Source organism: Streptomyces sp. Xyl84, from assembly GCF_059731885.1.
The window spans coordinates 4499154-4525923 of sequence record NZ_AP029182.1 but is presented as its reverse complement, the minus strand read 5'-3'; the positions used below and the strand labels follow the sequence as shown (position 1 = coordinate 4525923).

The window sequence follows — 26770 nt, the reverse complement described above, 5'->3', positions numbered from 1 at the left end:
GTCTGTCAGCTCTCGCCGCGACCGCACTGTCGGCACCCCCGGTTACCCTCGGACCCACACGGTATTGGCACCTACGAGGACACGCACGAGGAGAAGACCTTCGATGAGCGAGCGACTCCAGCCCGGCGACGCGGCCCCCGCCTTCACCCTCCCCGACGCCGACGGCAACGAGGTGTCGCTGGCCGACCGCAAGGGCCGCAAGGTCATCGTCTACTTCTACCCGGCCGCCCTCACGCCCGGCTGCACCAAGCAGGCCTGCGACTTCACCGACAACCTCGACCTGCTGGCCGGCGCGGGATACGACGTCATCGGCATCTCCCCCGACAAGCCGGAGAAGCTCGCGAAGTTCCGCGAGACCGAGTCCCTGAAGGTCACCCTCCTCGCCGACCCCGACAAGAAGGTCCTGGAGGCCTACGGCGCCTACGGCGAGAAGAAGCTCTACGGCAAGACGGTCACCGGAGTCATCCGCTCCACGGTGATCGTCGACGAGTGGGGCAAGGTCGAACGGGCCCTGTACAACGTCAAGGCCACCGGCCACGTAGCCAAGATCATCAAGGACCTGGGCATCTGAGGAGAACTTGCGGCTGCCGTGCCCCAACTGCCCTGCGTTCACCAGCACCTGGCGCCGGGGCGGACGCCGAACGACGGAGCGCAGTAGAGTAACCCCGACTCGCGCGCCCGTACGCCAACGGCCGAGCGGCGATCTTTAGGTGGTCGTGTTTGTCGGTTCGAATCCGACCGGGCGCACATGCCAGTAAGGGTCCCGCACCTTTGATTCAAAGGTGCGGGACCCTTCGCAGCTTCAGCCCACCAACTCCCGCACCACCGGCACCAGCGCCCGGAAGGCCTTGCCGCGGTGGCTGATCGCGTTCTTCTCCGCCGGGGACAGTTCCGCGCAGGTGCGGGTCTCGCCGTCCGGCTGGAGGATCGGGTCGTAGCCGAAGCCGTGCTCGCCGGCCGGGGTGTGGCGCAGGGTGCCGCGCAGTTGGCCTTCGACCACCCGTTCCGTGCCGTCGGGCAGGGCGAGGGCCGCCGCGCAGGCGAAGTGGGCGGCGCGGTGGCCGTCCGCGATGTCCGAGAGCTGGGCCAGCAGCAGGTCGAGGTTGGCCTTGTCGTCGCCGTGGCGGCCGGCCCAGCGGGCGGAGAAGATGCCGGGGGCGCCGCCGAGGACGTCGACGCACAGGCCGGAGTCGTCGGCGACCGCCGGGAGGCCGGTGGCCTGGGCCAGCGCGTGGGCCTTCAGCAGCGCGTTCTCGGCGAAGGTGACGCCGGTCTCCTTGACGTCGGGGACCTCCGGGTAGGCGTCGGTGCCGACCAGTTCGTGGGGCAGTCCTGCCTCGGTGAGGATCGCCCTGAGTTCGGTGATCTTTCCGGGGTTGCGGGTGGCGAGGATCAAGCGGGTCATGCCCACCAGTATCGGGTGCCGGTCAGGGTGTGCAGACCTTGGTCAGTTCGCCGGCGGCGTCGGTGACGGGGGTCAGGTCGGGAGTGTCGTCGCCGTTCTTGAGGGCGGTGCGGACGTTCCCGACCGCCTTGTCGAGGTCGTCGACGGCCTTGTTGACGTCCGTGTTGTCCGTCTTGTCGCCGATTTTCTCGAGGTTGTTCTCTATGGCGCGGAGCGCGTCGTCGGTCTTCGCCGGGTCGTCGGCGGCGTTCCGCACGGCCTGCTGGAGGTCGGTGACGCTGTCGGCGATGGAGTCGGCGGTCTGTACGCAGTCCAGGGCCTTGCCGACCGCGTCGCAGCCGGTGAGGGCGGTGACGGTGAGCGCGACGGCGGCCGCGGTGGCGGCGACGGCGGTGGTGCGGCCCGGACGTCGGTACCGGCTCGTGGCCATGGCTGGGTCCCCTCCCCGTTTCGGTGGCCGGGCGTACGGCTGCGGTGCCGTACGCCCGTACCGTTAGGGACGCCGGGCGCGGAAGGCGGGTTGCGTCCGCACGGCTCCCTTTCTTGATGTTCCCTTTACTCTCCGGGGCTCCCGGGGGCGCGGGCCCGCCGCGCTGTTCCCGGGGCGCTCGCGCGCTACTTCTCGAGCGCCGCCCGCTGGATCGCGGCGAGGTCGGTGCAGCCGGCCACGGCGAGGTCGAGCAGGGCGTTCAGTTCGTCGCGGGCGAAGGGTTCGGCCTCGGCGGTGCCCTGGACCTCGACGAAGCGGCCGTCGCCGGTGCAGACGACGTTCATGTCGGTGTCGGCGCGCACGTCCTCCTCGTAGCAGAGGTCCAGCATGGGGACGCCGCCGACGATGCCGACGGAGACGGCGCTGACGGTCCCGGCCAGCGGCTGGCGCCCGGCCTTGATCAGCTTCTTGCCCTGGGCCCAGGCGACGGCGTCGGCGAGTGCCACGTAGGCGCCGGTGATGGCGGCGGTGCGGGTGCCGCCGTCGGCCTGGAGGACGTCGCAGTCGAGGACGACGGTGTTCTCGCCGAGGGCCTTGTAGTCGATGACGGCGCGCAGCGAGCGGCCGATGAGGCGGCTGATCTCGTGGGTGCGGCCGCCGATGCGGCCCTTGACGGATTCGCGGTCGCCGCGGGTGTTGGTGGCGCGGGGCAGCATGGCGTACTCGGCGGTGACCCAGCCCTCGCCGCTGCCCTTGCGCCAGCGCGGGACGCCTTCGGTGACGGAGGCGGTGCAGAGGACCCTGGTGTCGCCGAAGGAGACGAGGACGGAGCCTTCGGCGTGCTTGCTCCAGCCGCGTTCGATGGTGACGGGGCGGAGCTGGTCGGCGGTGCGGCCGTCGGTTCGAGACATGGGCCGAGCCTAGTACCCCGCACGCAAGGGGCTCTTCCCGCGTCGGGAAGAGCCCCTTGAGGGTGAACCGTCGGGTCCTCGTCCGGGACCCGTGGGGTTCACATCATGTCTTCGATGTCCGCGGCGATCGGGTCGGCGTCGGTGCCGATGACGACCTGGATGGCGGTGCCCATCTTGACGACGCCGTGGGCGCCGGCGGCCTTGAGGGCGGCCTCGTCGACCTTGCTCGGGTCGACGACTTCGGTGCGGAGGCGGGTGATGCAGCCCTCGACCTCTTCGATGTTCTCGATGCCGCCGAGCCCGGCAACGATCTTCTCAGCCTTGCTGGCCATGTTCTGTCTCCCTGATCCGAACCGCTTTGTCGCAGTAACCCACAGTTGGCCCATCTTCGCGAGCGGTCGTGCCGTGGGTGCCCAATGATGGCGTTCACGACAGCGGAACCGTCCGTCAACTGGTCTACACCACCGTTGGCGCGCTGGCCAAACGCGGTGCCGCGCCGTGGAGCGGAGCCTCGGGAGGGCGTCATGAGTGCCGGCAGCGCGGACGGTGCGGACGTCGGGGCCTCTCCTGTGCGGGAGCGCTGGAACGCCTTGTTCCAGGGCTTGCAGAAGATGGGCCGCAGCCTCCAGTTGCCGATCGCGGTGCTGCCGGCCGCGGGGATCCTGAACCGGCTGGGGCAGCCGGACGTGTTCGGCAAGGACGGGCTGGGCTGGGTCGACGTCTCGAAGGTGATGGCGGGGGCGGGCGGCGCGCTGCTCGACGGGCAGCTGGGTCTGCCGATGCTGTTCTGCGTCGGTGTGGCGATCGGGATGGCGAAGAAGTCGGACGGTTCGACGGCGCTGGCGGCGGTGGCGGGCTTCCTCGTCTACTACAACGTGCTGCACCAGTTCCCGACGACGTGTCCGGCGGGGGCGCGGGTGATCGCGACGGGGTGCCAGGCGGCGGACGGGACGGTGACGGCGTTCACGTTCCAGAATCCGGGAATCTTCGGCGGGATCGTGATGGGGCTGCTGTCCGCTTTCTTCTGGCGGCGTTTCCACCGTACGAAGCTGGTGGACTGGCTCGGTTTCTTCAACGGGCGACGACTGGTGCCGATCATCATGGCGTTCGTGGCGATCCTGTTCGCCGCCCTGTGCCTGTGGGTGTGGCCGCCGGTCGGCCGGGGCCTGGAGAGTTTCAGTGACTGGCTGAGCGCCGCCGGGGCGTGGGGCGCGGGTGTCTTCGGGCTGGCGAACCGGGCGTTGCTGGTGATCGGTCTGCACCAGTTCCTGAACGTGCCGATCTGGTTCCAGTTCGGCAGTTACACCGAGCCGGACGGGACGGTGGTGCACGGCGACATCAACATGTTCCTGGCGGGAGACCCGCACGCGGGGCAGTTCACCTCGGGTTTCTTCCCGATCATGATGTTCGCGCTGCCGGCGGCGGCGCTGGCGATCACGCACACCGCGCGCCCGGGCCGGCGCAAGGAGGTCGGCGGGCTGATGCTCTCGGTGGCGCTGACGTCGTTCGTCACGGGGATCACCGAGCCGCTGGAGTACTCGTTCCTGTTCATCGCCCCGGTGCTGTACGCGGTGCACGCGGTGCTGACGGGGGTGTCGATGGCGGTGACGTGGGCGCTGGGCGTGCACGACGGGTTCAGCTTCTCGGCGGGGCTGATCGACTACGTCATCAACTGGAACCTGGCGACCCGGCCGTGGGCGATCGTCCCGATCGGGCTGTGCTTCGCCGTGGTGTATTACGGGGTCTTCCGATTTGCCATCACGAAGTTCGATCTGAAGACTCCTGGTCGGGAGCCCGAGGACGAGGTCGAGGACACCACGAAGGCCTGACGGGTCAAACCGGCGCGAAAGCGGCGCGGGAGGCCCCTCGGGAGCCCGCACGGCGTGTAGTGGTTCGGTCGCATTTTCGCGGGTTCCTTACGCCACCTTCATCGTGCTACAACAGGTCTACACCACTGAGTGGTGTAGACCACCACCCGATGGAGGACGGACGTTATGAGCACCGCCACCGCCGAGTCGACGGCGGCACCCGCAAAGAAGCGGGGATCAGGCCTGTTCCAGGGCCTGCAGAAGGTCGGCCGAAGCCTGCAGCTTCCGATCGCCGTGCTGCCGGCGGCAGGCCTGATGGTCCGGCTCGGTCAGCCGGATGTCTTCGGAGCCGACGGTCTGGGCTGGGACAAAGTCGCGTCCGTCTTCGCCAACGCGGGCAGCGCCATCACCGGCAGCCTGCCGGTGCTCTTCTGCATCGGCGTCGCCATCGGTTTCGCCAAGAAAGCGGACGGTTCCACCGCGCTCGCCGCTCTCGTGGGCTTCCTGGTCTACAGCAAGGTTCTTCAGTCCTTCCCGGTGACCGAAGCCAAGATCCAGAACGGCGCGGACATCGCCGCGACGTACAACGACCCCGGTGTCCTCGGCGGCATCATCATGGGTCTGCTCGCCGCCGTGCTCTGGCAGCGGTTCCACCGCACCAAGCTCGTCGACTGGCTCGGCTTCTTCAACGGCCGCCGCCTGGTGCCGATCATCATGGCCTTCGTCGGCATCGTCGTCGGCGTCTTCTTCGGCCTGGTCTGGAAGCCCATCGGTGAGGGCATCAGCAACTTCGGCGAGTGGATGACCGGTCTCGGTTCCGCCGGTGCCGCCCTCTTCGGCCTGATCAACCGCGGCCTGATCCCGGTCGGTATGCACCAGTTCGTGAACACCGTCGCATGGTTCCAGCTGGGCGACTTCAAGGACTCCGCCGGGCAGATCGTGCACGGCGACTACGGCCGCTTCCTGGCCGGTGACCCGACCGCCGGCATGTTCATGTCGGGCTTCTTCCCGATCATGATGTTCGGCCTTCCCGCCGCCGCGCTCGCCATGGCCCACACCGCTCGCCCGGAGCGCCGCAAGGCCGTGCTCGGCATGATGACCTCGCTGGCTCTGACCTCGTTCGTCACCGGTGTCACCGAGCCCATCGAGTTCTCGTTCATGTTCATCGCGCCGATCCTGTACGTGGTCCACGCGGTGCTCGCGGCCGTGTCGCTCGCGGTGACCTGGGGTCTGGGGGTCCACGCCGGCTTCAACTTCTCCGGCGGGCTGATCGACTACCTCCTGTACTGGAAGCTCGATACCCGGCCCTGGCTGATCATTCCGATCGGTCTGGTCTTCGCGGCGATCTACTACTTCGTCTTCCGCTTCGCGATCGTCAAGTTCAACCTCAAGACCCCGGGCCGCGAGCCCGAGGAGGAGGTGGAGGACCTCACCAAGGCGTGAGCCTCCCCGGAACGTGACGAGGCCCCCCGAGCCGCTGCTTGCTCGGGGGGCCTCGTCGTGCGCCGGCGGACGGCCGCCCGCCTCAGATCTCGTACGTCGCCCCGGGCGCCGCCAGTTCGACCGGGCCGTCGTAGACCGCGCGGGCGTCGGTGAGGTTGATCTGGGGGTCGGTCCACGGGGGGATGTGGGTGAGGACCAGGCGGCGGGCGCGGGCGCGGGCGGCCGCCTCGCCGGCCTCGCGGCCGTTGAGGTGCAGGTCGGGGATGTTCTCCTTGCCGTCCGTGAAGGCCGCCTCGCACAGGAACAGGTCGGCGTCCCGGGCGAGTTCCTCCAGCGCTTCGCTGGTGCCGGTGTCGCCGGAGTACGTCAGCGTCCGGCCGCCGTGTTCGAGCCGGATGGCGTACGCCTCCACGGGGTGGGCCACCCGCTCGGTGTGCACGGTGAAGGGGCCGATCTCGAAGGTGCCCGGCTTGACCGTGTGGAAGTCGAAGACCTCGCTCATCGAGGAGGCGGTGGGCGTGTCGGCGTAGGCCGTGGTCAGCCGGTGCTCGGTGCCCTCGGGTCCGTGGACCGGGAGGGGGGCGCAGCGTCCGCCCTCGTGCCGGTAGTAGCGCGCGACGAAGTAGGCGCACATGTCGATGCAGTGGTCGGCGTGCAGGTGGCTCAGGAAGATCGCGTCGAGGTCGTAGAGACCGCAGTGGCGCTGCAGCTCGCCGAGGGCGCCGTTGCCCATGTCGAGGAGCAGCCGGAAGCCGTCGGCCTCTACGAGGTAGCTCGAGCAGGCCGATTCCGCGGACGGGAACGACCCCGAGCAGCCGACGACGGTGAGCTTCATGGAGCAGAAACCTCCGCTGGCGGGAAAGATACAGAAGGTGACGGGGGTCGTGCGGTCCGTCGAGCGTAAGGCGCGCGAGGGCGGGTCGCTCCTTCGGCAAGGTCGGTTGTGGGCGAACTCACCTGTGGTGTCACCGGTTCGGCTGGACGTGGGGCGCATGAGGTGCGGAAGAGGGCGCGCATGGACCCCTGCGCGCCGGTAACGTCGTCCTTATGGACACGTCCTGGTGGCTGGCGCTCGCGGCGGTGGTACTGCTGGCGCTCGTCGCCACGCTCGTCGACGGGTGGGGCCGGGGCCGCCGTCCCGCGGGACGCAGGTCCCGTCCGCCGGGGCGTCCGGAGGGCCGGGGCGCCGTGGCGCGTCCGCGGCCCGCGGAGATCTGGTGGGCGAACGTGCCCTACGAGGAGGGACCCGGGTCGAAGGACCGGCCCTGCCTGGTGCTGTCCGTGCACGGCAAGCGCGCCCGGGTCGCGAAGATCACCAGCAGGTACCGCGACGAGCGGGCGGGGGTGATCCCGCTGCCGCCCGGCTCGGTGGGGGACGCGCAGGGGCGGACGAGCTTCCTGGAGACCGACGAGGTGCGGGAGGTGCCCGTGTGGGACTTCCGGCGCCGGGTGGGGGTCGTGGACCCGGTGCTCTGGGACCAGGTGCGCTACCTGGCCGGGTGAGGCGTGTGAGGCGGCCGGCGGTGACCGCCCGTACGCCGTGCATCTCCCGCACCCGCCGCGGACCGACCGCACGCCGCGGACCTCCCCTGCACCGCGAACCGCCCCTGCGTCTCTCATGGCTTCGTCACCTTCACGGTGACCGTCCACTCCTGGATGCCCTGGCAGGAGATCCTGCCGGGGGCGGTGGCGCACAGCGGGCGGGAGGCGGTGAGGCGGGCGGTGCCGGGGGCCGTGGCGGTGTAGGCGGCGAGGGCGTCGCCGGGCAGGATCACGATGCCGGCGTCGGCGCCCTTGAGGACGGTGCCGGTGGCCTTGACCGGGGTCCAGGGGCGTTCCCTGGTGCCGTCCAGGGTCAGGCGCAGGTAGCCGCCGACGGTGAGGCAGAGGGTGCGGCCGGAGTCGGCGGCGGTGAGGTCGGCGTGGGCGGTGCAGCCTGGCGCGGGCGGCTGGGCGGCGGAGGGGGACGCGCCGCCGCTCCCGGTGGCCGTGGCACTCGCCGGTCCTCCTGTGCCCTTGCCGTCCTGCTGGGTGCCGCAGCCGGCGAGGAGCAGGGCGGCTGCCGCCGCGGCGGCGGTCGCGGCGGTGGTGCGGTGGAGCGTCGTACGGCGCATGGGGCGTCCGCCTTTCTGCAGTCCCGTTCCGGGTGCCCGGTGGGCCGGGAACCCGGTGCCCTGGTGCCGATGTGACGTTCCTCCAGCACATCAGGATCCCCGCGCACGCGCACGCCGGGGCCCCGGCCGGATCACCGGCCGGGGCCCCTCCCCCGCTGCGTCCGGTGGCTCAGCTGGTGCTCAGCGCCGTGTCGTCGACGACGAAGCTGGTCTGCAGGGAGGCGTCCTCCGTGCCGCTGAACTTCAGCGTGACCGTGGAGCCCGCCAGGGAGGACAGGTCGAGGGACTTCTGGACGTAGCCGGAGGCCGCGTCGGCGTTGGAGTACGTCGCCAGCGTCTTCGAGCCCGCGGTCACCGTCAGCTTGTCGTAGGCGGTGCTGCCGCTCTCAGCGGTGTCGACGTGCAGGTAGAAGGTGAGGACGGCCTTGCAGCCGGCCGGGATCGTCACCGCCTGGGACAGGGAGTCGGTGTGCGAGGTGCCGTAGCCGTCGAGCCACGCCTTGTAGGAGCCGCTGTGGGCGGGCTCGCCGCTGTCGGTGGTGATGACGCCGCTGGATGCGGTCCAGGAGGCGGTGCCGGACTCGAAGCCCGGGTTGGCCAGCAGCTGGGACGCGGTGCAGGTGCCGCCCCCGCCGGTGCCGACCGTCCAGGTGAACGAGGTGGAGCCGGACGCGCCGGTGGAGTCGGTCGCGGTGACGGTGACCTGGTAGGTGCCGGCGGTGGAGGCGGTGCCGGTGATCAGGCCGGTGGAGCTGTTGACGGACAGGCCGGTGGGCAGGCCGGTGGCGCGGTAGGTCAGGGCCGCGCCCGCGCTGTCGGTGGCCTTGATCTGGAGGCTGACCGAGCCGCCGGTGGTGGTCGACTGGCTGCCGGGGTTGGTGACGGTCACCGTGTTGCCGGTGCCGCCGCCACCGGACGTGAAGGCGGTCGTGCCGTTCGGGGTGCCCCAGCCGGTCGGGCCGTCGTAGCCGGTGGCCGCCTTGCAGAAGTACGCGGTGGAGCAGGAGCCGTTGGAGCCGCTGGTCACGTCGTACAGGTTGCCGGTGTGGGTGTAGGGGTACTTCGCCGGGTAGTCGCTCGCGCCCGGGGTGCCCGCGAGGGCGTAGACACCGGCGATGATCGGGGCGGAGGCGCTGGTGCCGCCGTAGACCGCCCAGCCGGAGCCGCCGTAGGTGTCGTAGACGGCGACGCCGGTGGCCGGGTCGGCGACCGCGGAGACGTCGGCCTCCATGCGCTTGGTGCAGCCGGTGTCGGTCTGCCAGCTCGGCTTGGGGTCGTAGGCCGAGCAGCCGGAGCCGGTGCCCTCGGTGGAGTTGGTGTTCCACACCGACTCGCTCCAGCCCCGGGAGGTGGAGGAGGCGGTGAGGGCGGTGCCGCCGACGGCCGTCACGTACTGGGAGGTCGCCGGGTACTCGGCGCCGTATCCGGAGTCGCCGGCGGAGACGGTGATCGCGACGCCCGGGTGCTTGAAGTACTGGGTGTCCTCGGTGGTCTGCGAGGACGCCTCGGAGCCGCCCCAGCTGTTGGAGACGAACTTGGCGCCGAGGGCGACGGCCTCGTTCTCGGCGATGCCGAGGTCGGTGTCGTTGGCGGAGTTCGCCTCGACCAGGATGATGCTGCAGTTCGGGCAGACCGCGCTGACCATGTCGATGTCGAGCGCTTCCTCACCGGCCCAGCCGCTGTCGTTGGTCGGCAGGGAGGTGGTGGAGCCGGTCTGGCTGACCTGCTTGAAGCAGCCGTTGGCCTTGGTGCAGGCCGACAGGCCGTACGTCGAGCGGTAGGTGGCCAGGTCGGACTCGGCGTTGGGGTCGTTGTAGGCGTCGACCACGGCGACCGTCAGGCCGGAGCCGCCCGTGCTGGGCAGGTTGTAGGCGCTGTGCAGGTTGGCCGGGGAGAGGCCGGAGGGCGCCGCGGCGGCGAGCGCGGAGGCCAGCCGCTGCTTGATGTCGGTGCGGCGCTGGGCGAAGCAGGAGGCCTCGCCGGGCCGGGCGTCGGCGCACAGCCGGGTGGTGGGGACCTTCTGGCCGGCCCTGCCGGTGGTGTGGAAGGTCTGCCGCTCGGGGGCCGTGAGGGCCCGCGCGTTCTGGGCGGCCCTCGTGGTGTGGGGGTGGGCGGCGGCGGGCTGGGCCGCACCGGCGGTCGGTGCCGCGACGAACCCGGTGACCGTGAGGGCGAGGGCGGGGAAGGCGACGGCGAGGAGTCTGCGCAGACTCCGTCTCCGGCTGCTCGGGCGTGACTCACGCATGACGGTACTGCCTCCGTTGACGTGGGGATGCGCACTGGTCGGGCAGCCCGTGACGCGCGTAGCGGCGGCGACCGCGCAGTCATGAGCATGACACCTGACACCCCGGGATCTCACGTGTTCGTGACATGTCAGGGTGCGCCAGGAACGTAGCCCCGGGCCGCCGGGACGCGGCAGTACCGGAGGGAATTCTTTGCCCCTCCATAGGATGAGATTGGCCCCCTCGTGGGAGGGGGCTGGGGCGTGCTTGAGACGGGCCGGACCCCTCCGCGGGAGGGGTCCCGGGCCAACGTCAGGCCCAGAGCTGGCCCTGGAGCGTCGCGATGGCCTCCTCGGTGGTGGCCGCCGTGTAGACCCCGGTGGACAGGTACTTCCAGCCGCCGTCGGCGACGACGAAGACGATGTCGGCGCTCTCCCCCGCCGTGACGGCCTTGCGGCCGACGCCGATCGCGGCGTGCAGCGCGGCGCCGGTGGAGACGCCCGCGAAGATGCCCTCCTGCTGCAGGAGTTCACGGGTGCGGGTGACCGCGTCGGCGGAGCCGACCGAGAAGCGGGTGGTGAGCACGGAGGCGTCGTACAGCTCGGGGACGAAGCCCTCGTCGAGGTTGCGCAGGCCGTACACCAGGTCGTCGTAGCGCGGTTCGGCGGCGACGATCCTCACGTCCGGCTTGTGCTCGCGCAGATAGCGCCCTACGCCCATCAGCGTGCCGGTGGTGCCCAGGCCCGCCACGAAGTGCGTGACGGAGGGCAGGTCGGCGAGGATCTCCGGACCGGTCGTCGCGTAGTGGGCGCCGGCGTTGTCCGGGTTGCCGTACTGGTAGAGCATCACCCAGTCGGGGTGTTCGGCGGACAGCTCCTTGGCGACCCGCACGGCGGTGTTGGAGCCGCCCGCGGCCGGGGAGGAGATGATCTGAGCCCCCCACATGCCGAGCAGGTCACGGCGCTCCTGGGAGGTGTTCTCGGGCATCACGCACACCATGCGGTAGCCCTTGAGCTTGGCCGCCATGGCGAGCGAGATGCCGGTGTTGCCGCTGGTCGGTTCGAGGATCGTGCAGCCCGGGGTGAGACGGCCGTCCTTCTCCGCCTGCTCGATCATGTGCAGGGCGGGGCGGTCCTTGACCGAGCCGGTCGGGTTGCGGTCCTCCAGCTTCGCCCAGATGCGGACGTCGGCGGACGGCGACAGCCGCGGCAGGCGCACCAGAGGGGTGTTGCCCACCGCGGCCAGCGGGGAGTCGTAGCGCATCGCTGCTCAGCGGCCTCAGCGCATGCCGCCGGCGACGGCCGGCAGGATCGTCACGTTGTCGCCGTCGGCGAGCTTGGTGTTGATGCCGTCCAGGAAGCGGACGTCCTCGTCGTTCAGGTACACGTTGACGAAGCGGCGCAGCTGCTCACCGTCCACGATGCGCGCCTGGATGCCCGGGTGCCGGGCCTCGAGGTCGGCGAAGAGCGCGGCGAGGGTCTCCCCGTTGCCCTCCACCGCCTTCTGCCCGTCGGTGTAGGTGCGGAGGATGGTCGGGATGCGGACCTCGATGGCCATGGTTGCGGGCTCCTGTCAGGAAGGTGTCGTCGGATCGGGGGGCGCGCGTCGTGAGGCCCCCAGGCGTTCGCCCCTGGGGGAGCGCCGCGGCTCACGGCCGTACGGCGGCGGCAGGGAACGTCAACAGATGGCGCTGTTCAACCTGCACAGGTCGACGTGCAGCCGCGCCACGAGCAGCGTGCCCGGGATGTCGTCGCTCACGTCGTGAAGAACCATGGGCTCATCGTATCGATTCCCGGTCCGGTCCCCGGAGTGTGATCTCATCCTTCGGACGGAATCCATCCGCCCTGCGAGACAGCAGCCCGTTCAGTACGCCTCGACGACCTTGACCTCCTCCTCGCTGACCTCGCCCTCCACGATGCGGAACGAGCGGAACTGGAACTCGCCCGCGCCGTCGGTGTCGGCGGTGGACACCAGGACGTAGTGGGCGCCGGGCTCGTTGGCGTAGGAGATGTCGGTGCGGGAGGGGTGGGCCTCGGTCGCCGTGTGGGAGTGGTAGATGATCACCGGCTCCTCGTCGCGGTCGTCCATCTCGCGGTAGAGCTTGAGCAGGTCCTGCGAGTCGAACTCGTAGAAGGTGGGCGAGCGGGCCGCGTTCAGCATGGGGATGAACCGCTCGGGGCGGCCGGCGCCGACGGGTCCCGCGACCACGCCGCACGCCTCGTCGGGGTGGTCGGCGCGGGCGTGGGCGACGATCTGGTCGTAGAGCGCCTGGGTGATGGTCAGCATGGGCCAAAGGATAGACAGAGGGCCGCCCCGTACCGGGGAGTGGTACGGAACGGCCCACATGACGGACGTCCTGAGCGGCGGCCGGAGCGGGTCCCACGAGAATCCGCTCCGGCCGGACGTCCGGGTTCCGGTGCCGGTCAGCGCCTGCGGAAGGCGGCGGCCTCCGGGTTGCGGCGCTTGAGCACCAGGTAGGCGACGGCGAGGACCAGGCCCCACAGCGGCGCGCAGTACAGCGAGACGCGGGCGTCCTTGTCGATGCCCATCAGCACGATCACCATGCCGATGAAGGCGAGCGCGAACCAGCTGGCCAGCGGCGCGCCGGGGGCGCGGAACTCCGACTTGGGCAGCTCGCCGCGGTCGGACCTGGCGCGGTAGCGGATCTGGCAGACCAGGATGACGATCCAGGCCCACATGCCGGAGATGGTGGCGAAGGAGACGACGTAGTCGAACGCCTTGCCCGGCCACTGGTAGTTGATCCACACCCCGACCAGCATCAGCGCGGCGGAGAAGGTGGTCCCGACGAGCGGGGTGCCGCTGCGGGTCAGCTTGGTGAAGAACTGCGGGCCCTGGCTGTTGAGCGCGAGGTCGCGCAGCATGCGGCCGGTGGAGTACATGCCCGAGTTGCAGGAGGACAGGGCGGCGGTGAGGACGACGAAGTTGACGATGCCGGCGCCGGCGGGCAGGCCCATCTTCTGGAAGGCGACCACGAAGGGGCTCGCGCCGGCGTGGAAGCTCGTCCACGGCACGACCGAGAGGATCATGATCAGCGCGCCGACGTAGAACACGGCGATGCGCCACGGCACGGTGTTGATCGCCCGCGGCAGCACGGTCCGGGGGTTCTTCGACTCGCCCGCCGTCACACCGACCAGCTCGACGGCGAGGAAGGCGAACATGACCATCTGGAGGGTCATCAGGGTGCTGCCGACGCCGTGCGGGAAGAAGCCGCCCTGGTTCCACAGGTGCGCCACGGTGGCGGTGTCGCCGGCGTCGGAGAAGCCGATCGTCAGGATGCCCGCGCAGATCAGGATCATGCCGATGATGGCGGTGACCTTGACCATGGAGAACCAGAACTCCAGCTCGCCGAAGAGCTTCACGGAGATCAGGTTGGCGCCGTAGAGGACGACGGTGAAGACCAGGGCCGACACCCATTGCGGGATGTCGAACCAGAACGTCATGTAGGCCGCCGCGGCGGTGACCTCGGTGATGCCGGTGACGACCCAGAAGAGCCAGTACGTCCAGCCGGTCACGAAGCCCGCGAAGGGGCCGATGAACTCGCGGGCGTACTCGGAGAAGGAACCGGAGACCGGGCGGTACATCAGCAGCTCGCCGAGCGCCCGCATGATGAGGAAGATGACGAAGCCGGCCACCGCGTAGGCGAGGATCAGGCTGGGGCCGGCCTTGGAGATGCCCTTGCCCGCACCGAGGAACAGGCCGGTGCCGATGGCGCCGCCGATGGCGATCATCTGGATCTGCCGGGCGCCGAGCCCGCGCTGGTACCCCTCGCCGTCCTGCACGGCCTCTTTGCCGCCGTGGTCTTGCTCGACCTGCGCTGAGGTCATGTGTCGTGCGCCTTTCTCCATGCCGACCCGGGCCGTTCGTCGGCCGCGGATCGGGTCTCGATCCCCCCGGACTGAAATGGAGTGAGCGGGCCCGGCCTCACCGGACTCGTTCATGCCTGGCCGGCGGTTGCCGGCTCGGTGGCGCACCCGGGCGAACGTGGGTGGTGTTCGCCGGGCGGTCGTGAAGATTTATCACGGCCGCAACAAAGATCGCAGGGTGACTTGTGGCACACGGCACAACAAGAAGCGGACAAAAACCACTCGAACGGCCCATATCGTCGGACCGTATTGACGCGATCGTTATGCGGATTTGAGCGTCCTCTGAGCGGACAGGCAATCCGTGCGGATCGGTGGAATCAGGGCATGAGGGTGGAGACGAGGGTCTCCTGGAGGCCGCCCAGCCACAGGTACGCCATCACCATCGGCTTGCGCGGGTCCTCGTCCGGCAGCCGGTAGAGGTCGTCCGCTTCGTCCTCGTCGCCGATCTCCAGCCGGGAGGCGATGGCCAGGCGCAGGTCGTTGAGGGCGCCCAGCCAGTGCCGGGACTCCTCCTGCGACAGCTTCAGCACCGCGCCGCCCGCACCGGCGGCCGACAGCTCGTTGAGCGAGTGGATCACCGCGAGGGCGTTCTCGCGCTTGCCCGCGCGCAGGTCGTTCTCGGTGTAGCGGCGGAACTCCGAGGCGTGCGCGCGCTGCTCGGCGGCCTCCTCCGCACTGGCGGGCGGCTGCTCCGGATCGCCGTAGGCGTCCGGGAAGAGCCGCCTGAGCACCGGGTCGGCCGGCGGCTCGCTCGGGCCCTCGGCGAACAGCTCGGCCAGCGGGTCGGCGGGTTTCTCGTCCTCGGCCGGACCGGGGCCGATCAGCTCCAGGAGCTGCACGGCCAGCGAGCGGATGATGGAGATCTCGACGTCGTCGAGGGCGACGGCCGCGCCGCCGCCGGGGAGCGGTTCGAAGTGTCCAGGCATGGAGGGGGTTCGCTGCTTCCGGTCCGGGCTCGTCGTCGGCGCCGGGCGCGCCGCACGTGCACGTGGCTACTTGCGGTCCTGCTGGAGAGTGGCCCACAGGCCGTAGCCGTGCATGGCCTGGACGTCCCGTTCCATCTCCTCGCGGCTGCCGCTGGAGACGACCGCCCGGCCCTTGTGGTGGACGTCGAGCATGAGCTTGGTGGCCTTGTCCTTCGAGTACCCGAAGTACGTCTGGAAGACATAGGTGACGTAGCTCATCAGATTGACGGGATCGTTGTGGACGATCGTCACCCAGGGGACGTCGGGCTCGGGTACGGCGAAGACCTCCTCCGCCGACTCGGTCTTCTCGATCTCGATGGGTGCGGCTGCCGTCACATGGCCCATGCTGCCACCACAGGGGGGTGGGAGCACAAATGAGCAGGCCGCATCCGTAAATCGTCAGACTGACGAAATGGGAGTACGATTCTCGGTCATGAACACAGCGGACCTTGGGCTGCCGGTGGACGTTCCCTCGACGGCGCTCTTCACCGACCACTACGAGCTGACGATGCTGCAGGCCGCCCTGCGGGCCGGGACCGCCGAGCGGCGCAGTGTCTTCGAGGTCTTCACCAGGCGCCTGCCCGAAGGCCGCCGCTACGGCGTCGTGGCCGGAACCGGACGGGTGCTGGACGCGGTGGAGAACTTCCGCTTCGACGCCGACGTCCTCGGCTTCCTGCGCGAGCGGCGGGTCGTGGACGAGGCGACGCTGGAGTGGCTGGCCGGCTACCGGTTCCGCGGTGACATCTGGGGCTACCCCGAGGGCGAGGTCTACTTCCCCGGCTCGCCGGTGCTGCGGGTGGAGGGCTCCTTCGGCGAGTGCGTGCTGCTGGAGACCGTGATCCTGTCGATCCTCAACCACGACTCCGCCATCGCCGCCGCCGCCTCCCGGATGGCCTCGGCCGCCGGGGAGCGCCCGCTGATCGAGATGGGCGCCCGCCGCACCCACGAGCTGGCCGCCGTGGCCGCCTCCCGCGCCGCCTACGTCGGCGGCTTCGCCACCACCTCCGACCTGGCCGCCGGCTTCCGCTACAACATCCCCACCGTCGGCACCTCGGCGCACGCCTTCACCCTGCTGCACGACAACGAGCGCGACGCCTTCCAGGCCCAGGTGGACTCGCTGGGCCGGGACACGACGCTGCTGGTGGACACCTACGACGTCGCCGAGGCCGTGCGGACGGCCGTGGAGGTGGCCGGGCCCGAGCTGGGCGCGGTGCGCATCGACTCCGGAGACCTGCTGCTGGTCGCGCACCGGGTGCGGCAGCAGCTGGACGAGCTGGGCGCCCGGGACACGAAGATCGTCGTGACCTCCGACCTCGACGAGTACGCCATCGCCTCGCTCGCCGCGGCGCCCGTGGACGCGTACGGCGTCGGCACCCAGCTGGTCACCGGGTCCGGGCACCCGACCTGCTCCATGGTCTACAAGCTGGTCGCCCGCGCCGAGTCCGCCGACCCGCACGCCCCGCTGACGCCGGTGGCGAAGAAGTCCAGCGGCGGCAAGACCTCCATCGGCGGCCGCAAGTGGGCGGCGCGCCGCCTGGACGCGTACGGGATCGCGGAGACCGAGGTGGTGGGCACCGGCGAGGTGCCCACCGACCTGGCCGACCGGCAGTTGCAGGTCGAGCTGGTCAAGGGCGGCGAGGTCGTCGGCCGCGAGCCGCTGGACCTCGTACGGGACCGGCACGTCGCGGCCCGCGCCGGGCTGCCGCTGTCGGCCACCCAGCTCTCGCGCGGGGAACCCGTCCTCCCGACGGAGTACGTCACCGGGGGCTCGGGTAACTAAGAGCTGCGAACGAAAGGGGCGCCCGGCTCGCGCCGCCCGGCACGCACGCTCGCGGCGTTGCCGAAAGGCCCTGGTAGCTCCGCTACAAGGACCTTCCGGCGCCTTGCGTCGCACGCACCGGACACCGCGAGCTGACCGGACTCCCCTTTCGACCGCAGCTCTGAAGCGCGTGCCCGCGCCCGCCCCCCTACGCCCCCGTCCCCACGACCGACCGACCCGACCGCCGACAGCCGAAGGACACCCACCATGCGCCGCGCCTTGATCGTCGTCGATGTGCAGAACGACTTCTGCGAGGGGGGCAGCCTCGCGGTGGCCGGCGGTGCCGACGTGGCCGCCGCGATCACCGAGCTGATCGGACAGGCCCCGGCCGGCTACCGGCACGTGGTGGCCACCCGCGACCACCACATCGCCCCCGGCGGGCACTTCGCCGACGACCCCGACTACGTCCGCTCCTGGCCCGCGCACTGCGTGGCGGGCACGGAGGGCGTGGGCTTCCACCCCAACTTCGCGCCCGCCGTCGCCTCCGGCGCGATCGACGCCGTCTTCGACAAGGGCGCGTACTCGGCCGCGTACAGCGGCTTCGAGGGCGCCGACGAGAACGGCGTGCCGCTGGCCGAGTGGCTGCGGGCCAGGGAGATCGACGAGGTCGACGTGGTGGGGATCGCCACCGACCACTGTGTGCGGGCCACCGCGCTGGACGCGGCGCGGGAGGGTTTCCGCACCCAGGTCCTGCTGGACCTCACCGCCGGGGTGTCCGCGCAGAGCACCGAGCGGGCCCTGGAGGAGCTGCGGCGGGCGGGCATCGAGCTGACGGGCAAGCCCGTCGTCGCCTGACCCGCGCGCGGGTCCGGCTCACGCCTGGGCGGGCGTGCGGCGGCGCAGCAGGGCCCGGATGGGGTGCCACAGCTCCGGCGGGCCGACGGGAGCGCCGCCGACAGCGTTGTCGGGGGAGGTGCGCCAGACGAGGCCGTCGGGGTGGTGCAGGACCGCGGTGATCTCGTCGGGGCTGGGCGGGGCGGTGTTGCCCCGCAGGTAGACGGCGCGCAGGCCGAGGTTGCGCAGCCGGGTCAGGGCCCGGGCGCGGTTGTGCGCGTGGACGAGCACGCGGACGCCGCCGAGGCCGTCGGGGGCGGGGCTGGGCAGGTTGAGGGCCACCACGACGGTGCCGTTCGGCAGCTTGCTGAAACCTCCTGCGGCCATGCGGTCACTTCCCCGTTCCGGTCGGTGTCAATAAGAGAGCCACAGCAGGCACCTAAACACGATCGGCGGCAACCCGCCAGGGGGTTGCCGCCGATACGCGTTTGACCTGCGTTTTTTACCTTTACTTCACCGCACGGCCGACTTCGAGCTCGATCGTGGAGCCGTCGTGGGCCTCCTTGGTGATCTCGATCCGGGTGTTGGTGTCAGTGATCTTGACACCGCCGGCCGGGTTCGCCGGGTCGTAGTACGTGCTGGTGTGGTCGTTGAAGACCGGCACGCCCTTCGACGAGCTGATCCGGGTGGTGACGTCCGCCTTGTGCAGGGTGATGCCGTCGGTGCGGAAGCGGCTGAACGGCGAGTCGTAGGCCTGGACGCGGTTGCGCATCAGGGTGCCGTCGGACCACTTCAGGGCGGTCGGGTGCGAGTCGACCGGGAGGATCAGACCGGTGCCCGGGTGGACGCTGGTGTTGTTGTCCGCCTGGGAGGTGTCGTACTTCCAGATCAGCAGGCCGTTCTGGTACGGGTAGTGCTCGACCCAGTCGGGGCGCTTGGCCGAACCGAAGTTGTACGGGCCGGTCTTGAGCGTGGTGTCGTACGAGACGTACTGGCGGTTCTCCGCGATGTAGTACTGCTCGTAGTCCTTGGTGAAGGACGCGCCGATGCGGGAGAAGCCCTTCGCCGTCCAGGCCGGGTCGGCGGTCTCGGCGTCGTCCGAGAAGAGCGCCGCGCCGTCGGCGGTCAGCGTGATGCCGTCGGCCGCGAAGCCCTTGAGCGCCGCGCCGCCGTCCGTCTGGTAGCGGAAGCGGAGCTGGATCTTCTGGCCCGCGTAGGCGTCCAGCGGGTACGACAGCTTCTTGTAGGCGTCGACCGAACCGGTCAGGGCCGGCTTGTCGCTGCCGTCGCGCGGGATGGCCTGGCCGTCCACCGTGCCGTCCAGCGCGGTCCAGTTGGCGCCGCCGTCGGTCGAGACCTCGGTGTAGAGGAAGTCGTAGTTGGCCTCGATGTCGTACCACCCGTCGAGGGAGAGGGCGGCCGACTTCTTGCCGGTGAGGTCGACGGAGCGGGTCAGGGTGTTCTTCAGGTCGTCGCCGCTGCCGCTCCACCACTGGGTGGCGCCCTGCGCGGGCTTGACGACCTCGGTGGTGACCGCCTTGTCGGGCAGCGAGACCACCACGGCCTGCCGGTACTTGGTGTTGTACTCGGACACGCCCAGCTTGTGCCAGGACTTCACGCCCGCCTTGGCGGTGTCGAAGTTCAGCCAGCCGAGCTGCATCTTGTCCCAGGCGTTCATGTCACCGGGCAGGTCGCCGATGGCGTCCTCGCCGCGGCCGAGCCAGGAACCGGAGGACATCAGCGTCCAGAAGCCGGTGGAGTTCTCGCCGCCCGCGGTGTCGTACTCGTCGGGCAGGCCGAGGTCGTGGCCGTACTCGTGCGCGTAGACGCCGAGTCCGCCGTTCTCCGGCTGGATGGTGTAGTCGCCGACCCAGATGCCGGTGTCACCGATCTGCGCGCCGCCGAGCTTGTTGTCCGAGGGGCCGGTGGAGCCGGCGTCGGTGCCGTAGGCGTACCAGCGGTGCGCCCAGATCGCGTCGGTGCCCTGGACGCCGCCGCCCGCGGACTCGTCCTCGCCCGCGTGCACGATCTGGAAGTGGTCGATGTAGCCGTCCGGCTCGTTGAAGTTGCCGTCGCCGTCGTAGTCGTAGCGGTCCCACTGGTCGTACTTGGCCAGGTCCGCCTTGATCGCGGCGTCCGACTTGCCGGCCGCCTTCTGCTGCGCCACCCAGGCGTTGACGCCGTCGCTGACGACGTTCCACACGCTGGAGCAGTTGGTGGAGCCGCAGTAGTTCGAGCCGTAACGGGCCTCGTTGTAGGGGACCTTGACCCAGTCCGAGACCTCGCCGTCCACCGAGTAGCGGCCCGAGGACTGCTTCTCGTAGTACTTCTTGACCGACTCGGTGTTCTTGCCGGTGCCGAAGTACAGGTCCTGGAAGTGCTTCTGGTCGTAGTCCTTCTGCCAGGCCGTCGAGTTGTCCTTCTGACGGTCCGGCGCGGCTATCTGGTTGTGCAGCGGTCCGGGGGTGCCGCCGTACTTCGGGTCCGTCTTGTCGCCGAACTCGACCAGGATGGTGAAGATCTTGTCGGTCTTCTCCCGGCCCATCTCGACGTACTTGGTGTCGCCCTTCTTGCCCTTGAGGCCGACGACCTTCGAACCGTTGCGGTCCTGGATCCTGGCCTTGCCGGAAATGACCTGGCTGAGGGCCTCCTGGCGCTGGGCCTCCTGGGTCTTGCTCAGCGGACCGTCGAGGTTGTGCTCGTGCTGTCCGGGCGCCTGCGGGTCGTGCCGGTCCACGGTGGCGGAACCGGCCGTGGTGGCGGCCTCGGCGACGGCGAACGTCGAGAACGTGGCGGTGGCCGCCGCGAGCGCGACACCGATCGCGGCCGCTCTGAACGTCCAGGGTCTACTGGTCACTTGCTGTCCTCCCCTGACGCGCCCGTACGCGCGGAAGGGGGGTCTCTGAGGCACGAGAAAGTCCGCGCGCGATCAACGCGTGTTAGTCAAGTGACGACATTTGACTAGAGGTTTACGAGAAAAGACAGACCTTGACTTGGACAGTTCAAGTGCACTATGCGGAGACGGCGTTCGCTTTGCGGACGGACGGGGGCCGGGGCGGGCCGGCACGCCGCGGCCGTGACTCCGTGCGCCCCCCGTGCACCGGCACCGTGGGTTAGGTCACGCTTACCGGCCGTTCCTCCCGGGCATCCAGGGGATTACAGTCGATTGGCACGCCGCCCGGAAGCCGGCGGAAAGCCAGGCCGGCCCGCTGTCGCACCCCCGAAATCTTCCGAGGACACGATTGCCATGCCTCGTCCGACCGCCGCACAGCTCGCCTACGGTTCCTGCACCGTGATCTGCTCGACGCTCGCCATGCTGCTGCTGTCGCAGACGAGTTCGGGCATCGGGATCGCTGTCATCGCCCTCGCGGCCCTCGCGCTGGGGCTCCTGGTCGCCATGACGGTACCGCTGCCGAAGGCGCGCGCGTCGGCCGCCGCGGCGAGCGGGGCTTCCGCGGCCGCCGTCACGGCTCCCGCGGCGCCGGCCGGCGGGCAGGCGCGGGCGGCGGCGCGGCGGGAGACCGTCTCCGCCGGTGCGGAGCCGGGCCAGGGCCCGGCGACGGCCGCCTGACGCGGCGCCGGCTCACCGGCCGGTGCCCGTGCTGACCACCACCGTCTTGGCCGCCTTGTCGTGCAGGCCCTGCTTGTAGGGCCGGTCGAAGTAGCTCCAGCCGCCGCAGACCGCGAGCCACAGACAGGCGCAGCAGAACCAGAACGGGACCCAGAGGACCGCGGCGCGTCCCAGAGCGGTGGCGGCGGACGGTGTCGATCCGTCACTCAGGTCGGCCACGCGCATGCCCAGCCACTTCTTGCCCAGCGTCTGCCCCGACCTGGCGGTCATGAAGGTGTCGTAGGCCAGGTAGAGCACGACACCGACCACCGACTGCCAGATGGACGTGCCCACCTCGACCTGGTCGGCGTTCATCGTCGACTCGTTGACGCGCAGCGCCCAGGTGACCACCCAGACCACGATGCCCACCAGGATCAGGTCGATGATCCGGGCCAGGGTGCGCCTGCCGCTCTCCGCCAGCGGGGGCATGCCGGCGAGGGGTCCGCCGGGGGGCGGGCCCCCGCCGTAGGGACCACCGCCGTAGGGGCCGTCCCCGTACGGGCCACCACCGTAGGAGCCGCCGCCGTACGGGCCGCCGCCCTCGTGGGGGCCGCCGCCGTACGGACTGCCGCCGCCTTGGTGGGGGCCGCCGCCGTACGGGTCGCCGCCGCCGCTGTACGGGCTGCCGCCGCCGTACGGATTGCCGCCGCTTTCGGAGGGGCCGCTCGCCTTCGGGTCGCCGCCGCCGTAGGGGCTGCCGCCCTGGTGGGGACCTCCGCCGTACGGGTCGCCGCCGCTGTTCGGGCTGCCGCCGCTTTCGGAGGGGCCGCTCGCGTACGGGTCACCGGGGCGCGGGGCATCGGAGCGCGGGGCACCGGAGTGCGGGTCCTCGGGGTGCGGGTCCCCGCCCTGCGCGCCGTCGCCCGGCCGCGGCGGCCGGCCGCCGGGCGGGGGCGGGGGTCCGGAGCCGGCGGGCGGTTCGGAGCCGGGGGGCGGTTCGCTGCTCATGCGCCGAGTGCATCTCGAACGGGACGGAGCCGCATCCGGCGAGCCTCCGTACGGAGGACATCGGGCACCCGCCGGAATGACGGCGGGGCCGGCGGGCGTGGTGACGGCAGGGCGAGGCGACCACGGGACGACAGGGCGACGGGCCCATGGGAGGACGGGCCGGTGGGGCGGCGGGCCCACGGGCGGAACGGGCCGCCGGGCCGGTGGGCGGCGGCGCGGGGTGTCCTGCGCCGCCGTGCCGGTCACCCCGCCACGAACGTGTGCGCCGCCTTGTCGTGCCAGCACTGGCGCCAGGGCCGGTCGAACACGCACCACAGGACGCCCACGACCCCCACGCACAGCAGCCCCGGCACGCTGTACACCAGCCAGCGGCGCAGTGCGGGAGCGAACGACGGGGGCTCGTGGCCCTCGATGTCCCGCACCTGCAGACCGCACAGCTTCTTGCCCAGCGTGCGGCCCCACTTGGCGGTGGGCAGCACCTCGTAGAGCACCCCGAAGAGCAGGAGGACGGCGAGGACGATGCCGAGGTACGCCGCCGTCGTGCCGTCCAGCAGCCAGACGGTGACCGTACGGCCGGAGAGCTTGGCCGCGTCGATCTTCTCGTCCACGTGGTCGGCCGCCTTGGCGCCGAGCGGGACGGCGGCCACGGCGGTGACGCCCGCGAGGACCACGGTGTCGACCAGGCGGGCGGCGAGCCGCTTGCCCAGACCGGCGGGGCGCGCCGCCGCCTGCCGCCGGGCCGCGGCCTGGAAGAGGTCCTCGACCGGTGGCTTCCAGGGCGCGACGGGCTGCTCCTCGGCCGCCGGGACCGGACCGGCCCCCGCGCCGGCTCCGGCTCCGGCGAGCTGGTGCACCTGCTGGGCCCACGAGCCCTGGCCGCCGCCGGGACCGCTGGTCACCGGGGTGGGCGCGGAGCCGGGCATTCCGGCGGCGGGCCGGGGCCCGGCGGCCTGCGGAGGCACAGCGGACTGCTGATGCACAGCGGACTGCGGAGGCAGCGGCGCTGCGGGAGAAGCGGGCGCGGGGACGCCGTGGGCGGGCGCGGGCACGGCGGGGGTGGCGGGGGCCGCGCCCGCCGGGGGCTGGATCTGCGCGGGGCCCTGGGCCCGCACCGGGCCCTGGGGCTGGGCGGCCGAGGCGCGGGCGGCCGGCGCCTTCCCGGAGCCGAAGCCCGGACCGCCGGCCGCTCCCGGCGCGGCCTGGCCCTGAGCGGGCACCGCGGGCCCGGACGCCGCCGGGGCCGGACCCGTGCGGCCGTCGGGGCGGGGGACGGGACGGAAGGTCATGGTGCCGGCGTCCACGGGACCGCCCGGTCCGGGGACACCGGGCGCGGCCGGAGCGGCCGGTGTGCCGGACGCACCGCCCGCCGGTGTGCCGGGCGCGCCGTCGGCCGCCGTCGGGCGCCGGAACACGAACGTGCTCCCGGGCTCGCCGCCACCCTGCTCCTGCTCCTCCGCCGTGCTCTCCGCGCGGGCGGCGGGGCCTGCCGGGCCCGTGCCCGCGGGCGCGCCGGCGGGGGCGAGCCGGGGGTCGGGCCCGGCCGGGGCGCTCCAGGACCCGCCGCGGCCCTGGTCGCCGCCGGTGCCGGGCCGGCCGGCGTCGGCGGTCCACGGCGCGGTCGGCCGGGTCTGTCCGGCGGGCGCCGGGCCGGCCGGGGCGGGCGCGGCCGAGGGCCCCCCTGCCGGGGCGGGGCCGGCGGGCGGGTCCTCGTCGAAGAAGTGCGGACCGGTCGCCTCGACCTCCGGTACCGCGGGCCGGGCGGGCCGTACACCGGGCGGCGGGCTGAGCGGCTCGCCGTCGGCCGGTGCCGGCCGGCTGGTGCCCGGGACCCAGGAGGCACCGTTCCAGTACCGGACGTATCCGGGGATGGACGGGTCCGGGTAGTACCCCTCGCGGGGCCTGTCATCGCCTGGTGCGGGGGTTGGGGCGCTCATGTCCGTCGTCCCGTATCTGCTCGGGGGTCGTCTTGGGGGCCTCCACATCTATCAGACCGGGGCACCCGGCACGGCCCGTCCCGCCGGACCCACTCCTTTCCGGGCAACCTCGCACAGGTGCTCCACCTTTCGCGGGAGCGCGGGGGAAACGGCGGGGCGGGCGGGAAAAACCTCCGCGGACCCGCGTAATGCCCGGCGCCGGCCCGCCTCTGGACCGGTGCGGGTCCGTTCCGGGCCCGTACGCGGCACGCGGCACGCGGCACGAGCGGAGAGGACGAGAACCATGCGGCACACGGTGGTGGAGCGCGAACTGGAGCTGAGGATGGTCCTGTCGCCCGAGCGGGGGATCCCCGTACCGGCGCGGCTGGCCTACCGCACCGACGACCCGTACGCCGTGCACATCGACTTCCACGTCGACTCCGGGCAGCCGGTGCACTGGGCGTTCGCGCGGGACCTGCTCGTGGAGGGGGTGTTCCGGCCGTGCGGGCACGGCGACGTGCGGGTGTGGCCGTCGAAGGCGGAGGGCCGCAGCGTCGTGCTGATGGCGCTCAGCTCGCCGTCCGGGACGGCCCTGCTGGAGGCGCCGTCCGCGCAGGTGTCGTCGTGGCTGGAGCGCACCCTGCGGGTGGTGCCGCCGGGCACGGAGGGCGAGCGGCTCGGCATCGACGCCGGGCTGGCGGGGCTGCTCGCCCGGTGAGGGCGGGGGCTCAGAACAGTTTGCCGGGGTTGAGGATGCCCAGCGGGTCGAAGACCTGTTTGACGGCCCGCTGCATCTCGACCCCGACCGGGCCGATCTCGCGCGCCAGCCACTCCTTCTTCAGGACGCCCACGCCGTGCTCGCCGGTGATGGTGCCGCCGAGCCGCAGGCCCAGGGCCATGATCTCGTCGAAGGACTCGCGGGCGCGCCGGGACTCGTCGGGGTCCTGGGCGTCGAAGCAGACGGTGGGGTGGGTGTTGCCGTCGCCCGCGTGCGCGCAGACGCCGATGGTGAGCTGGTACTTCTCGGCGATCTGTTCGACGCCGTCGAGCATCTCGCCGAGCCGGGAGCGCGGGACGCACACGTCGTCGATCATCGTCGTGCCCGTGACCGCCTCCAGTGCGGTCAGCGCCATCCGTCTCGCCTGGAGCAGCAGTTCGGACTCGGCGGCGTCCTCGGCGGGGACGACCTGGGTGGCCCCGGCCGCCTGGCACAGCGCGCCGACGGCGGCGAGGTCGGCGGCGGGGTCGGGCGTGTCGAACGCGGCGAGCAGCAGTGCCTCGGTGGTCTCGGGCAGGCCCATGTGGGCGAGGGCGTTGACGGCCTTGACCGTCGTACGGTCCATGAGTTCGAGGAGCGACGGCACGTGGCCGCCCTCCATGATCCGGCACACCGCGTCGCAGGCGGCGGCCGCGGAGGCGAACTCGGCAGCGAGCACGAGCTGCTGCGGCGGCCGCGGCTTCAGTGCGAGGACGGCCCGGACGACGATGCCGAGGGAACCCTCGGAGCCGACGAAGAGGCGGGTGAGGTCGTATCCGGCGACGCCCTTGGCGGTGCGGCGGCCGGTGGACATCAGGCGGCCGTCGGCGAGGACGACGTCGAGGCCGAGGACGTACTCGGCGGTGACGCCGTACTTCACGCAGCACAGGCCCCCGGAGGCGGTGCCGATGTTGCCGCCGATGGTGCACATCTCCCAGCTGGAGGGGTCCGGCGGGTAGTACAGACCGTGCTCGTTCACCGCGCGGGAGAGTGCGGCGTTGACGACGCCCGGCTCGAGGATCGCGATGCGGTCGACGGGGTTGATCTCGAGGATCCGGTCCATCTTCGTCAGGGAGAGGACGATGCAGTCCTCGGAGGCGTTGGCCGCGCCGGACAGGCCGGTGCGGGCGCCCTGCGGGACGACCGGGACGCGCAGTTCGGTGGCGATCCGCATGACGTGCTGGACCTGTTCCACGGTGCGCGGCAGGACGACGACGGCCGGAGCGCCGGACGGGCAGAAGCTCGCCATGTCGTGGGCGTAGGAGGCCGTGACGTCGGGATCGGTGAGGACCGCCTCGGCCGGCAGGCCCGCGAGGAGCCGGTCGGTGAGGTTGGCCTCGGCTGCGTCGGGTGCGGCTTGGATACGGCTCACGATCACAGCGTCGCACCCGCGGCGGCCGGTGGGAACCCCGTGACCGGCATCCCTGCGCCTGCCGGGTGGTACGCCCCGGCGGGCGGGGGAGGCCGGGTCCGGCGGGCGGTGCCGAGCGGCTTCGGCCGCCGGGTTCCGCCCCGCGGCCACTGATGGGCGTCGGTCCCGGCCGCCGGCCCCGGCACGGACCGGATCCGGCAACCGGAGGCTCCGCCGGGTTGCCGGAGCGGACCGGGTCCGGGCGCACGGGGCCGTCCGGCCGGGCGGGCGCGCACGGCGGCCAAGCGGGCGGGCACGCAGGCCCGGCGGCCCGGCACGGGCGGAGCCTCCGCCGGGTGTCGCCCGCCCGGTGGGGATCGGTTCCGTCCGGTGGGTGGCGGTGGGGCGCGGGCGCC

Annotated in this window: 27 protein-coding genes and 1 tRNA gene; 9 read left to right on the top strand and 19 right to left on the bottom strand. The window is 71.6% G+C overall.

Translation table 11 applies throughout. From position 1 onward, the window contains the following. Positions 1–103: 103 nt before the first annotated feature. Both bcp and AC6I72_RS19680 read left to right on the top strand, forming a co-directional pair. A complete protein-coding gene (gene bcp, locus AC6I72_RS19685) occupies positions 104–571 on the top strand; it encodes a thioredoxin-dependent thiol peroxidase (RefSeq protein ID WP_498002346.1) in 468 nt (155 codons plus the stop codon). A 103-nt stretch (positions 572–674) separates the two neighbouring features. Beyond that, a tRNA-Leu gene (locus AC6I72_RS19680) sits at positions 675–747 on the top strand. Positions 748–802: 55 nt separating this feature from the next. Here the strand turns inward: AC6I72_RS19680 and rdgB are convergent. The 4 genes from rdgB to AC6I72_RS19660 form a co-directional block, all read right to left on the bottom strand. Next, positions 803–1405 carry an RdgB/HAM1 family non-canonical purine NTP pyrophosphatase gene (gene rdgB, locus AC6I72_RS19675; RefSeq protein ID WP_498002344.1) on the bottom strand — a complete coding sequence of 201 codons (603 nt, stop codon included), beginning with the start codon at positions 1403–1405 and terminating at the stop codon, positions 803–805. A gap of 22 nt (positions 1406–1427) precedes the next feature. Beyond that, positions 1428–1835: a hypothetical protein gene (locus AC6I72_RS19670; RefSeq protein WP_498002342.1), complete on the bottom strand. Its 408-nt coding sequence runs from the start codon at positions 1833–1835 to the stop codon at positions 1428–1430. Positions 1836–2020: 185 nt separating this feature from the next. After that, positions 2021–2746, bottom strand: a complete 726-nt coding sequence (gene rph, locus AC6I72_RS19665; RefSeq protein WP_498002341.1) for a ribonuclease PH — start codon at positions 2744–2746, stop codon at positions 2021–2023. A gap of 98 nt (positions 2747–2844) precedes the next feature. After that, a complete protein-coding gene (locus AC6I72_RS19660) occupies positions 2845–3078 on the bottom strand; it encodes a PTS sugar transporter subunit IIB (protein ID WP_018105617.1) in 234 nt (77 codons plus the stop codon). Positions 3079–3270: 192 nt separating this feature from the next. Here AC6I72_RS19660 and AC6I72_RS19655 point away from each other — a divergent pair, with 192 nt between their 5' ends. Then, complete coding sequence (locus AC6I72_RS19655; RefSeq protein WP_498002339.1) at positions 3271–4575, top strand: PTS transporter subunit EIIC; 1305 nt, start codon at positions 3271–3273, stop codon at positions 4573–4575. A 165-nt stretch (positions 4576–4740) separates the two neighbouring features. Further along, positions 4741–5997 carry a PTS transporter subunit EIIC gene (locus AC6I72_RS19650; RefSeq protein ID WP_498002337.1) on the top strand — a complete coding sequence of 419 codons (1257 nt, stop codon included), beginning with the start codon at positions 4741–4743 and terminating at the stop codon, positions 5995–5997. A gap of 82 nt (positions 5998–6079) precedes the next feature. Here the strand turns inward: AC6I72_RS19650 and AC6I72_RS19645 are convergent, their stop codons facing one another. Next, the gene (locus tag AC6I72_RS19645; protein WP_498002335.1) at positions 6080–6832 is read right to left on the bottom strand and encodes an MBL fold metallo-hydrolase; all 753 of its coding nucleotides are present in this window, start codon (positions 6830–6832) and stop codon (positions 6080–6082) included. A gap of 212 nt (positions 6833–7044) precedes the next feature. Here AC6I72_RS19645 and AC6I72_RS19640 point away from each other — a divergent pair, with 212 nt between their 5' ends. Continuing rightward, positions 7045–7500: a type II toxin-antitoxin system PemK/MazF family toxin gene (locus AC6I72_RS19640; protein ID WP_498002333.1), complete on the top strand. Its 456-nt coding sequence runs from the start codon at positions 7045–7047 to the stop codon at positions 7498–7500. A gap of 113 nt (positions 7501–7613) precedes the next feature. On the opposite strand, the gene AC6I72_RS19635 is transcribed toward AC6I72_RS19640, so the two are convergent. The 9 genes from AC6I72_RS19635 to clpS form a co-directional block, all read right to left on the bottom strand. Continuing rightward, positions 7614–8111, bottom strand: coding sequence for a hypothetical protein (locus AC6I72_RS19635; RefSeq protein ID WP_498002332.1), 498 nt, complete (start codon positions 8109–8111; stop codon positions 7614–7616). Between the two features lie 169 nt (positions 8112–8280). Further along, the gene (locus AC6I72_RS19630; protein ID WP_498002331.1) at positions 8281–10356 is read right to left on the bottom strand and encodes a putative Ig domain-containing protein; all 2076 of its coding nucleotides are present in this window, start codon (positions 10354–10356) and stop codon (positions 8281–8283) included. A 289-nt stretch (positions 10357–10645) separates the two neighbouring features. Beyond that, positions 10646–11596, bottom strand: coding sequence for a PLP-dependent cysteine synthase family protein (locus AC6I72_RS19625; RefSeq protein WP_498002330.1), 951 nt, complete (start codon positions 11594–11596; stop codon positions 10646–10648). A gap of 15 nt (positions 11597–11611) precedes the next feature. Beyond that, positions 11612–11890: a MoaD/ThiS family protein gene (locus tag AC6I72_RS19620; RefSeq protein ID WP_366725111.1), complete on the bottom strand. Its 279-nt coding sequence runs from the start codon at positions 11888–11890 to the stop codon at positions 11612–11614. A 120-nt stretch (positions 11891–12010) separates the two neighbouring features. Next, the gene (locus AC6I72_RS19615; protein WP_324609559.1) at positions 12011–12106 is read right to left on the bottom strand and encodes a putative leader peptide; all 96 of its coding nucleotides are present in this window, start codon (positions 12104–12106) and stop codon (positions 12011–12013) included. Between the two features lie 90 nt (positions 12107–12196). After that, positions 12197–12619, bottom strand: coding sequence for a M67 family metallopeptidase (locus AC6I72_RS19610; protein WP_037853305.1), 423 nt, complete (start codon positions 12617–12619; stop codon positions 12197–12199). Between the two features lie 137 nt (positions 12620–12756). Continuing rightward, positions 12757–14178 carry an amino acid permease gene (locus AC6I72_RS19605; RefSeq protein WP_498002328.1) on the bottom strand — a complete coding sequence of 474 codons (1422 nt, stop codon included), beginning with the start codon at positions 14176–14178 and terminating at the stop codon, positions 12757–12759. A gap of 356 nt (positions 14179–14534) precedes the next feature. Continuing rightward, entirely contained in the window at positions 14535–15143 is a 609-nt protein-coding gene (locus tag AC6I72_RS19600) for a DUF2017 domain-containing protein (RefSeq protein ID WP_498002327.1), read from the bottom strand. 66 nt (positions 15144–15209) lie between these two features. Beyond that, a complete protein-coding gene (clpS, locus tag AC6I72_RS19595; protein WP_498002326.1) occupies positions 15210–15527 on the bottom strand; it encodes an ATP-dependent Clp protease adapter ClpS in 318 nt (105 codons plus the stop codon). Positions 15528–15615: 88 nt separating this feature from the next. Between clpS and AC6I72_RS19590 the strand changes: the two genes are divergently transcribed. Both AC6I72_RS19590 and AC6I72_RS19585 read left to right on the top strand, forming a co-directional pair. Then, positions 15616–16962: a nicotinate phosphoribosyltransferase gene (locus tag AC6I72_RS19590; RefSeq protein WP_498002325.1), complete on the top strand. Its 1347-nt coding sequence runs from the start codon at positions 15616–15618 to the stop codon at positions 16960–16962. Between the two features lie 246 nt (positions 16963–17208). Further along, positions 17209–17796 (top strand): isochorismatase family protein, encoded by a 588-nt coding sequence (locus AC6I72_RS19585; RefSeq protein ID WP_498002324.1) that lies wholly within the window; start codon positions 17209–17211, stop codon positions 17794–17796. Positions 17797–17814: 18 nt separating this feature from the next. On the opposite strand, the gene AC6I72_RS19580 is transcribed toward AC6I72_RS19585, so the two are convergent. Together AC6I72_RS19580 and AC6I72_RS19575 are read right to left on the bottom strand one after the other, a co-directional pair. Next, positions 17815–18162, bottom strand: coding sequence for a hypothetical protein (locus AC6I72_RS19580; RefSeq protein WP_498002322.1), 348 nt, complete (start codon positions 18160–18162; stop codon positions 17815–17817). A gap of 121 nt (positions 18163–18283) precedes the next feature. After that, entirely contained in the window at positions 18284–20632 is a 2349-nt protein-coding gene (locus tag AC6I72_RS19575) for an immune inhibitor A domain-containing protein (protein WP_498002320.1), read from the bottom strand. Between the two features lie 390 nt (positions 20633–21022). On the opposite strand from AC6I72_RS19575, the gene AC6I72_RS19570 reads away from it, so the two are divergent. Further along, on the top strand, positions 21023–21346 hold the full coding sequence (locus AC6I72_RS19570; RefSeq protein ID WP_498002319.1) for a hypothetical protein: 324 nt from the start codon (positions 21023–21025) through the stop codon (positions 21344–21346). Between the two features lie 12 nt (positions 21347–21358). Here AC6I72_RS19570 and AC6I72_RS19565 read toward each other — a convergent pair whose 3' ends face one another. Together AC6I72_RS19565 and AC6I72_RS19560 are read right to left on the bottom strand one after the other, a co-directional pair. Then, positions 21359–22333, bottom strand: coding sequence for an RDD family protein (locus tag AC6I72_RS19565; RefSeq protein WP_498002318.1), 975 nt, complete (start codon positions 22331–22333; stop codon positions 21359–21361). A 242-nt stretch (positions 22334–22575) separates the two neighbouring features. Continuing rightward, positions 22576–24267, bottom strand: coding sequence for an RDD family protein (locus AC6I72_RS19560; RefSeq protein ID WP_498002316.1), 1692 nt, complete (start codon positions 24265–24267; stop codon positions 22576–22578). Between the two features lie 283 nt (positions 24268–24550). Here AC6I72_RS19560 and AC6I72_RS19555 point away from each other — a divergent pair, with 283 nt between their 5' ends. Further along, positions 24551–24964, top strand: coding sequence for an SsgA family sporulation/cell division regulator (locus tag AC6I72_RS19555; protein WP_498002314.1), 414 nt, complete (start codon positions 24551–24553; stop codon positions 24962–24964). Positions 24965–24974: 10 nt separating this feature from the next. Here AC6I72_RS19555 and AC6I72_RS19550 read toward each other — a convergent pair whose 3' ends face one another. Further along, positions 24975–26381 (bottom strand): FAD-binding oxidoreductase, encoded by a 1407-nt coding sequence (locus AC6I72_RS19550; protein ID WP_498002312.1) that lies wholly within the window; start codon positions 26379–26381, stop codon positions 24975–24977. Positions 26382–26770: the final 389 nt, after the last annotated feature.

Bases quoted from the DNA above. Each gene is read 5' to 3' on its own strand.
- clpS (WP_498002326.1), bottom strand. From the start codon at position 15,527: ATGGGCCATGTGACGGCAGCCGCACCCATCGAGATCGAGAAGACCGAG.
- AC6I72_RS19565 (WP_498002318.1), bottom strand. From the start codon at position 22,333: ATGAGCAGCGAACCGCCCCCCGGCTCCGAACCGCCCGCCGGCTCCGGA.
- AC6I72_RS19605 (WP_498002328.1), bottom strand. From the start codon at position 14,178: ATGACCTCAGCGCAGGTCGAGCAAGACCACGGCGGCAAAGAGGCCGTG.
- rph (WP_498002341.1), bottom strand. From the start codon at position 2,746: ATGTCTCGAACCGACGGCCGCACCGCCGACCAGCTCCGCCCCGTCACC.
- AC6I72_RS19620 (WP_366725111.1), bottom strand. From the start codon at position 11,890: ATGGCCATCGAGGTCCGCATCCCGACCATCCTCCGCACCTACACCGAC.
- AC6I72_RS19590 (WP_498002325.1), top strand. From the start codon at position 15,616: ATGAACACAGCGGACCTTGGGCTGCCGGTGGACGTTCCCTCGACGGCG.
- AC6I72_RS19650 (WP_498002337.1), top strand. From the start codon at position 4,741: ATGAGCACCGCCACCGCCGAGTCGACGGCGGCACCCGCAAAGAAGCGG.
- AC6I72_RS19580 (WP_498002322.1), bottom strand. From the start codon at position 18,162: ATGGCCGCAGGAGGTTTCAGCAAGCTGCCGAACGGCACCGTCGTGGTG.
- AC6I72_RS19670 (WP_498002342.1), bottom strand. From the start codon at position 1,835: ATGGCCACGAGCCGGTACCGACGTCCGGGCCGCACCACCGCCGTCGCC.
- AC6I72_RS19655 (WP_498002339.1), top strand. From the start codon at position 3,271: ATGAGTGCCGGCAGCGCGGACGGTGCGGACGTCGGGGCCTCTCCTGTG.
- AC6I72_RS19635 (WP_498002332.1), bottom strand. From the start codon at position 8,111: ATGCGCCGTACGACGCTCCACCGCACCACCGCCGCGACCGCCGCCGCG.
- AC6I72_RS19625 (WP_498002330.1), bottom strand. From the start codon at position 11,596: ATGCGCTACGACTCCCCGCTGGCCGCGGTGGGCAACACCCCTCTGGTG.
- AC6I72_RS19640 (WP_498002333.1), top strand. From the start codon at position 7,045: ATGGACACGTCCTGGTGGCTGGCGCTCGCGGCGGTGGTACTGCTGGCG.
- AC6I72_RS19600 (WP_498002327.1), bottom strand. From the start codon at position 15,143: ATGCCTGGACACTTCGAACCGCTCCCCGGCGGCGGCGCGGCCGTCGCC.
- AC6I72_RS19585 (WP_498002324.1), top strand. From the start codon at position 17,209: ATGCGCCGCGCCTTGATCGTCGTCGATGTGCAGAACGACTTCTGCGAG.
- AC6I72_RS19630 (WP_498002331.1), bottom strand. From the start codon at position 10,356: ATGCGTGAGTCACGCCCGAGCAGCCGGAGACGGAGTCTGCGCAGACTC.
- AC6I72_RS19645 (WP_498002335.1), bottom strand. From the start codon at position 6,832: ATGAAGCTCACCGTCGTCGGCTGCTCGGGGTCGTTCCCGTCCGCGGAA.
- AC6I72_RS19570 (WP_498002319.1), top strand. From the start codon at position 21,023: ATGCCTCGTCCGACCGCCGCACAGCTCGCCTACGGTTCCTGCACCGTG.
- AC6I72_RS19555 (WP_498002314.1), top strand. From the start codon at position 24,551: ATGCGGCACACGGTGGTGGAGCGCGAACTGGAGCTGAGGATGGTCCTG.
- AC6I72_RS19615 (WP_324609559.1), bottom strand. From the start codon at position 12,106: ATGGTTCTTCACGACGTGAGCGACGACATCCCGGGCACGCTGCTCGTG.
- AC6I72_RS19560 (WP_498002316.1), bottom strand. From the start codon at position 24,267: ATGAGCGCCCCAACCCCCGCACCAGGCGATGACAGGCCCCGCGAGGGG.
- AC6I72_RS19660 (WP_018105617.1), bottom strand. From the start codon at position 3,078: ATGGCCAGCAAGGCTGAGAAGATCGTTGCCGGGCTCGGCGGCATCGAG.
- bcp (WP_498002346.1), top strand. From the start codon at position 104: ATGAGCGAGCGACTCCAGCCCGGCGACGCGGCCCCCGCCTTCACCCTC.
- rdgB (WP_498002344.1), bottom strand. From the start codon at position 1,405: ATGACCCGCTTGATCCTCGCCACCCGCAACCCCGGAAAGATCACCGAA.
- AC6I72_RS19610 (WP_037853305.1), bottom strand. From the start codon at position 12,619: ATGCTGACCATCACCCAGGCGCTCTACGACCAGATCGTCGCCCACGCC.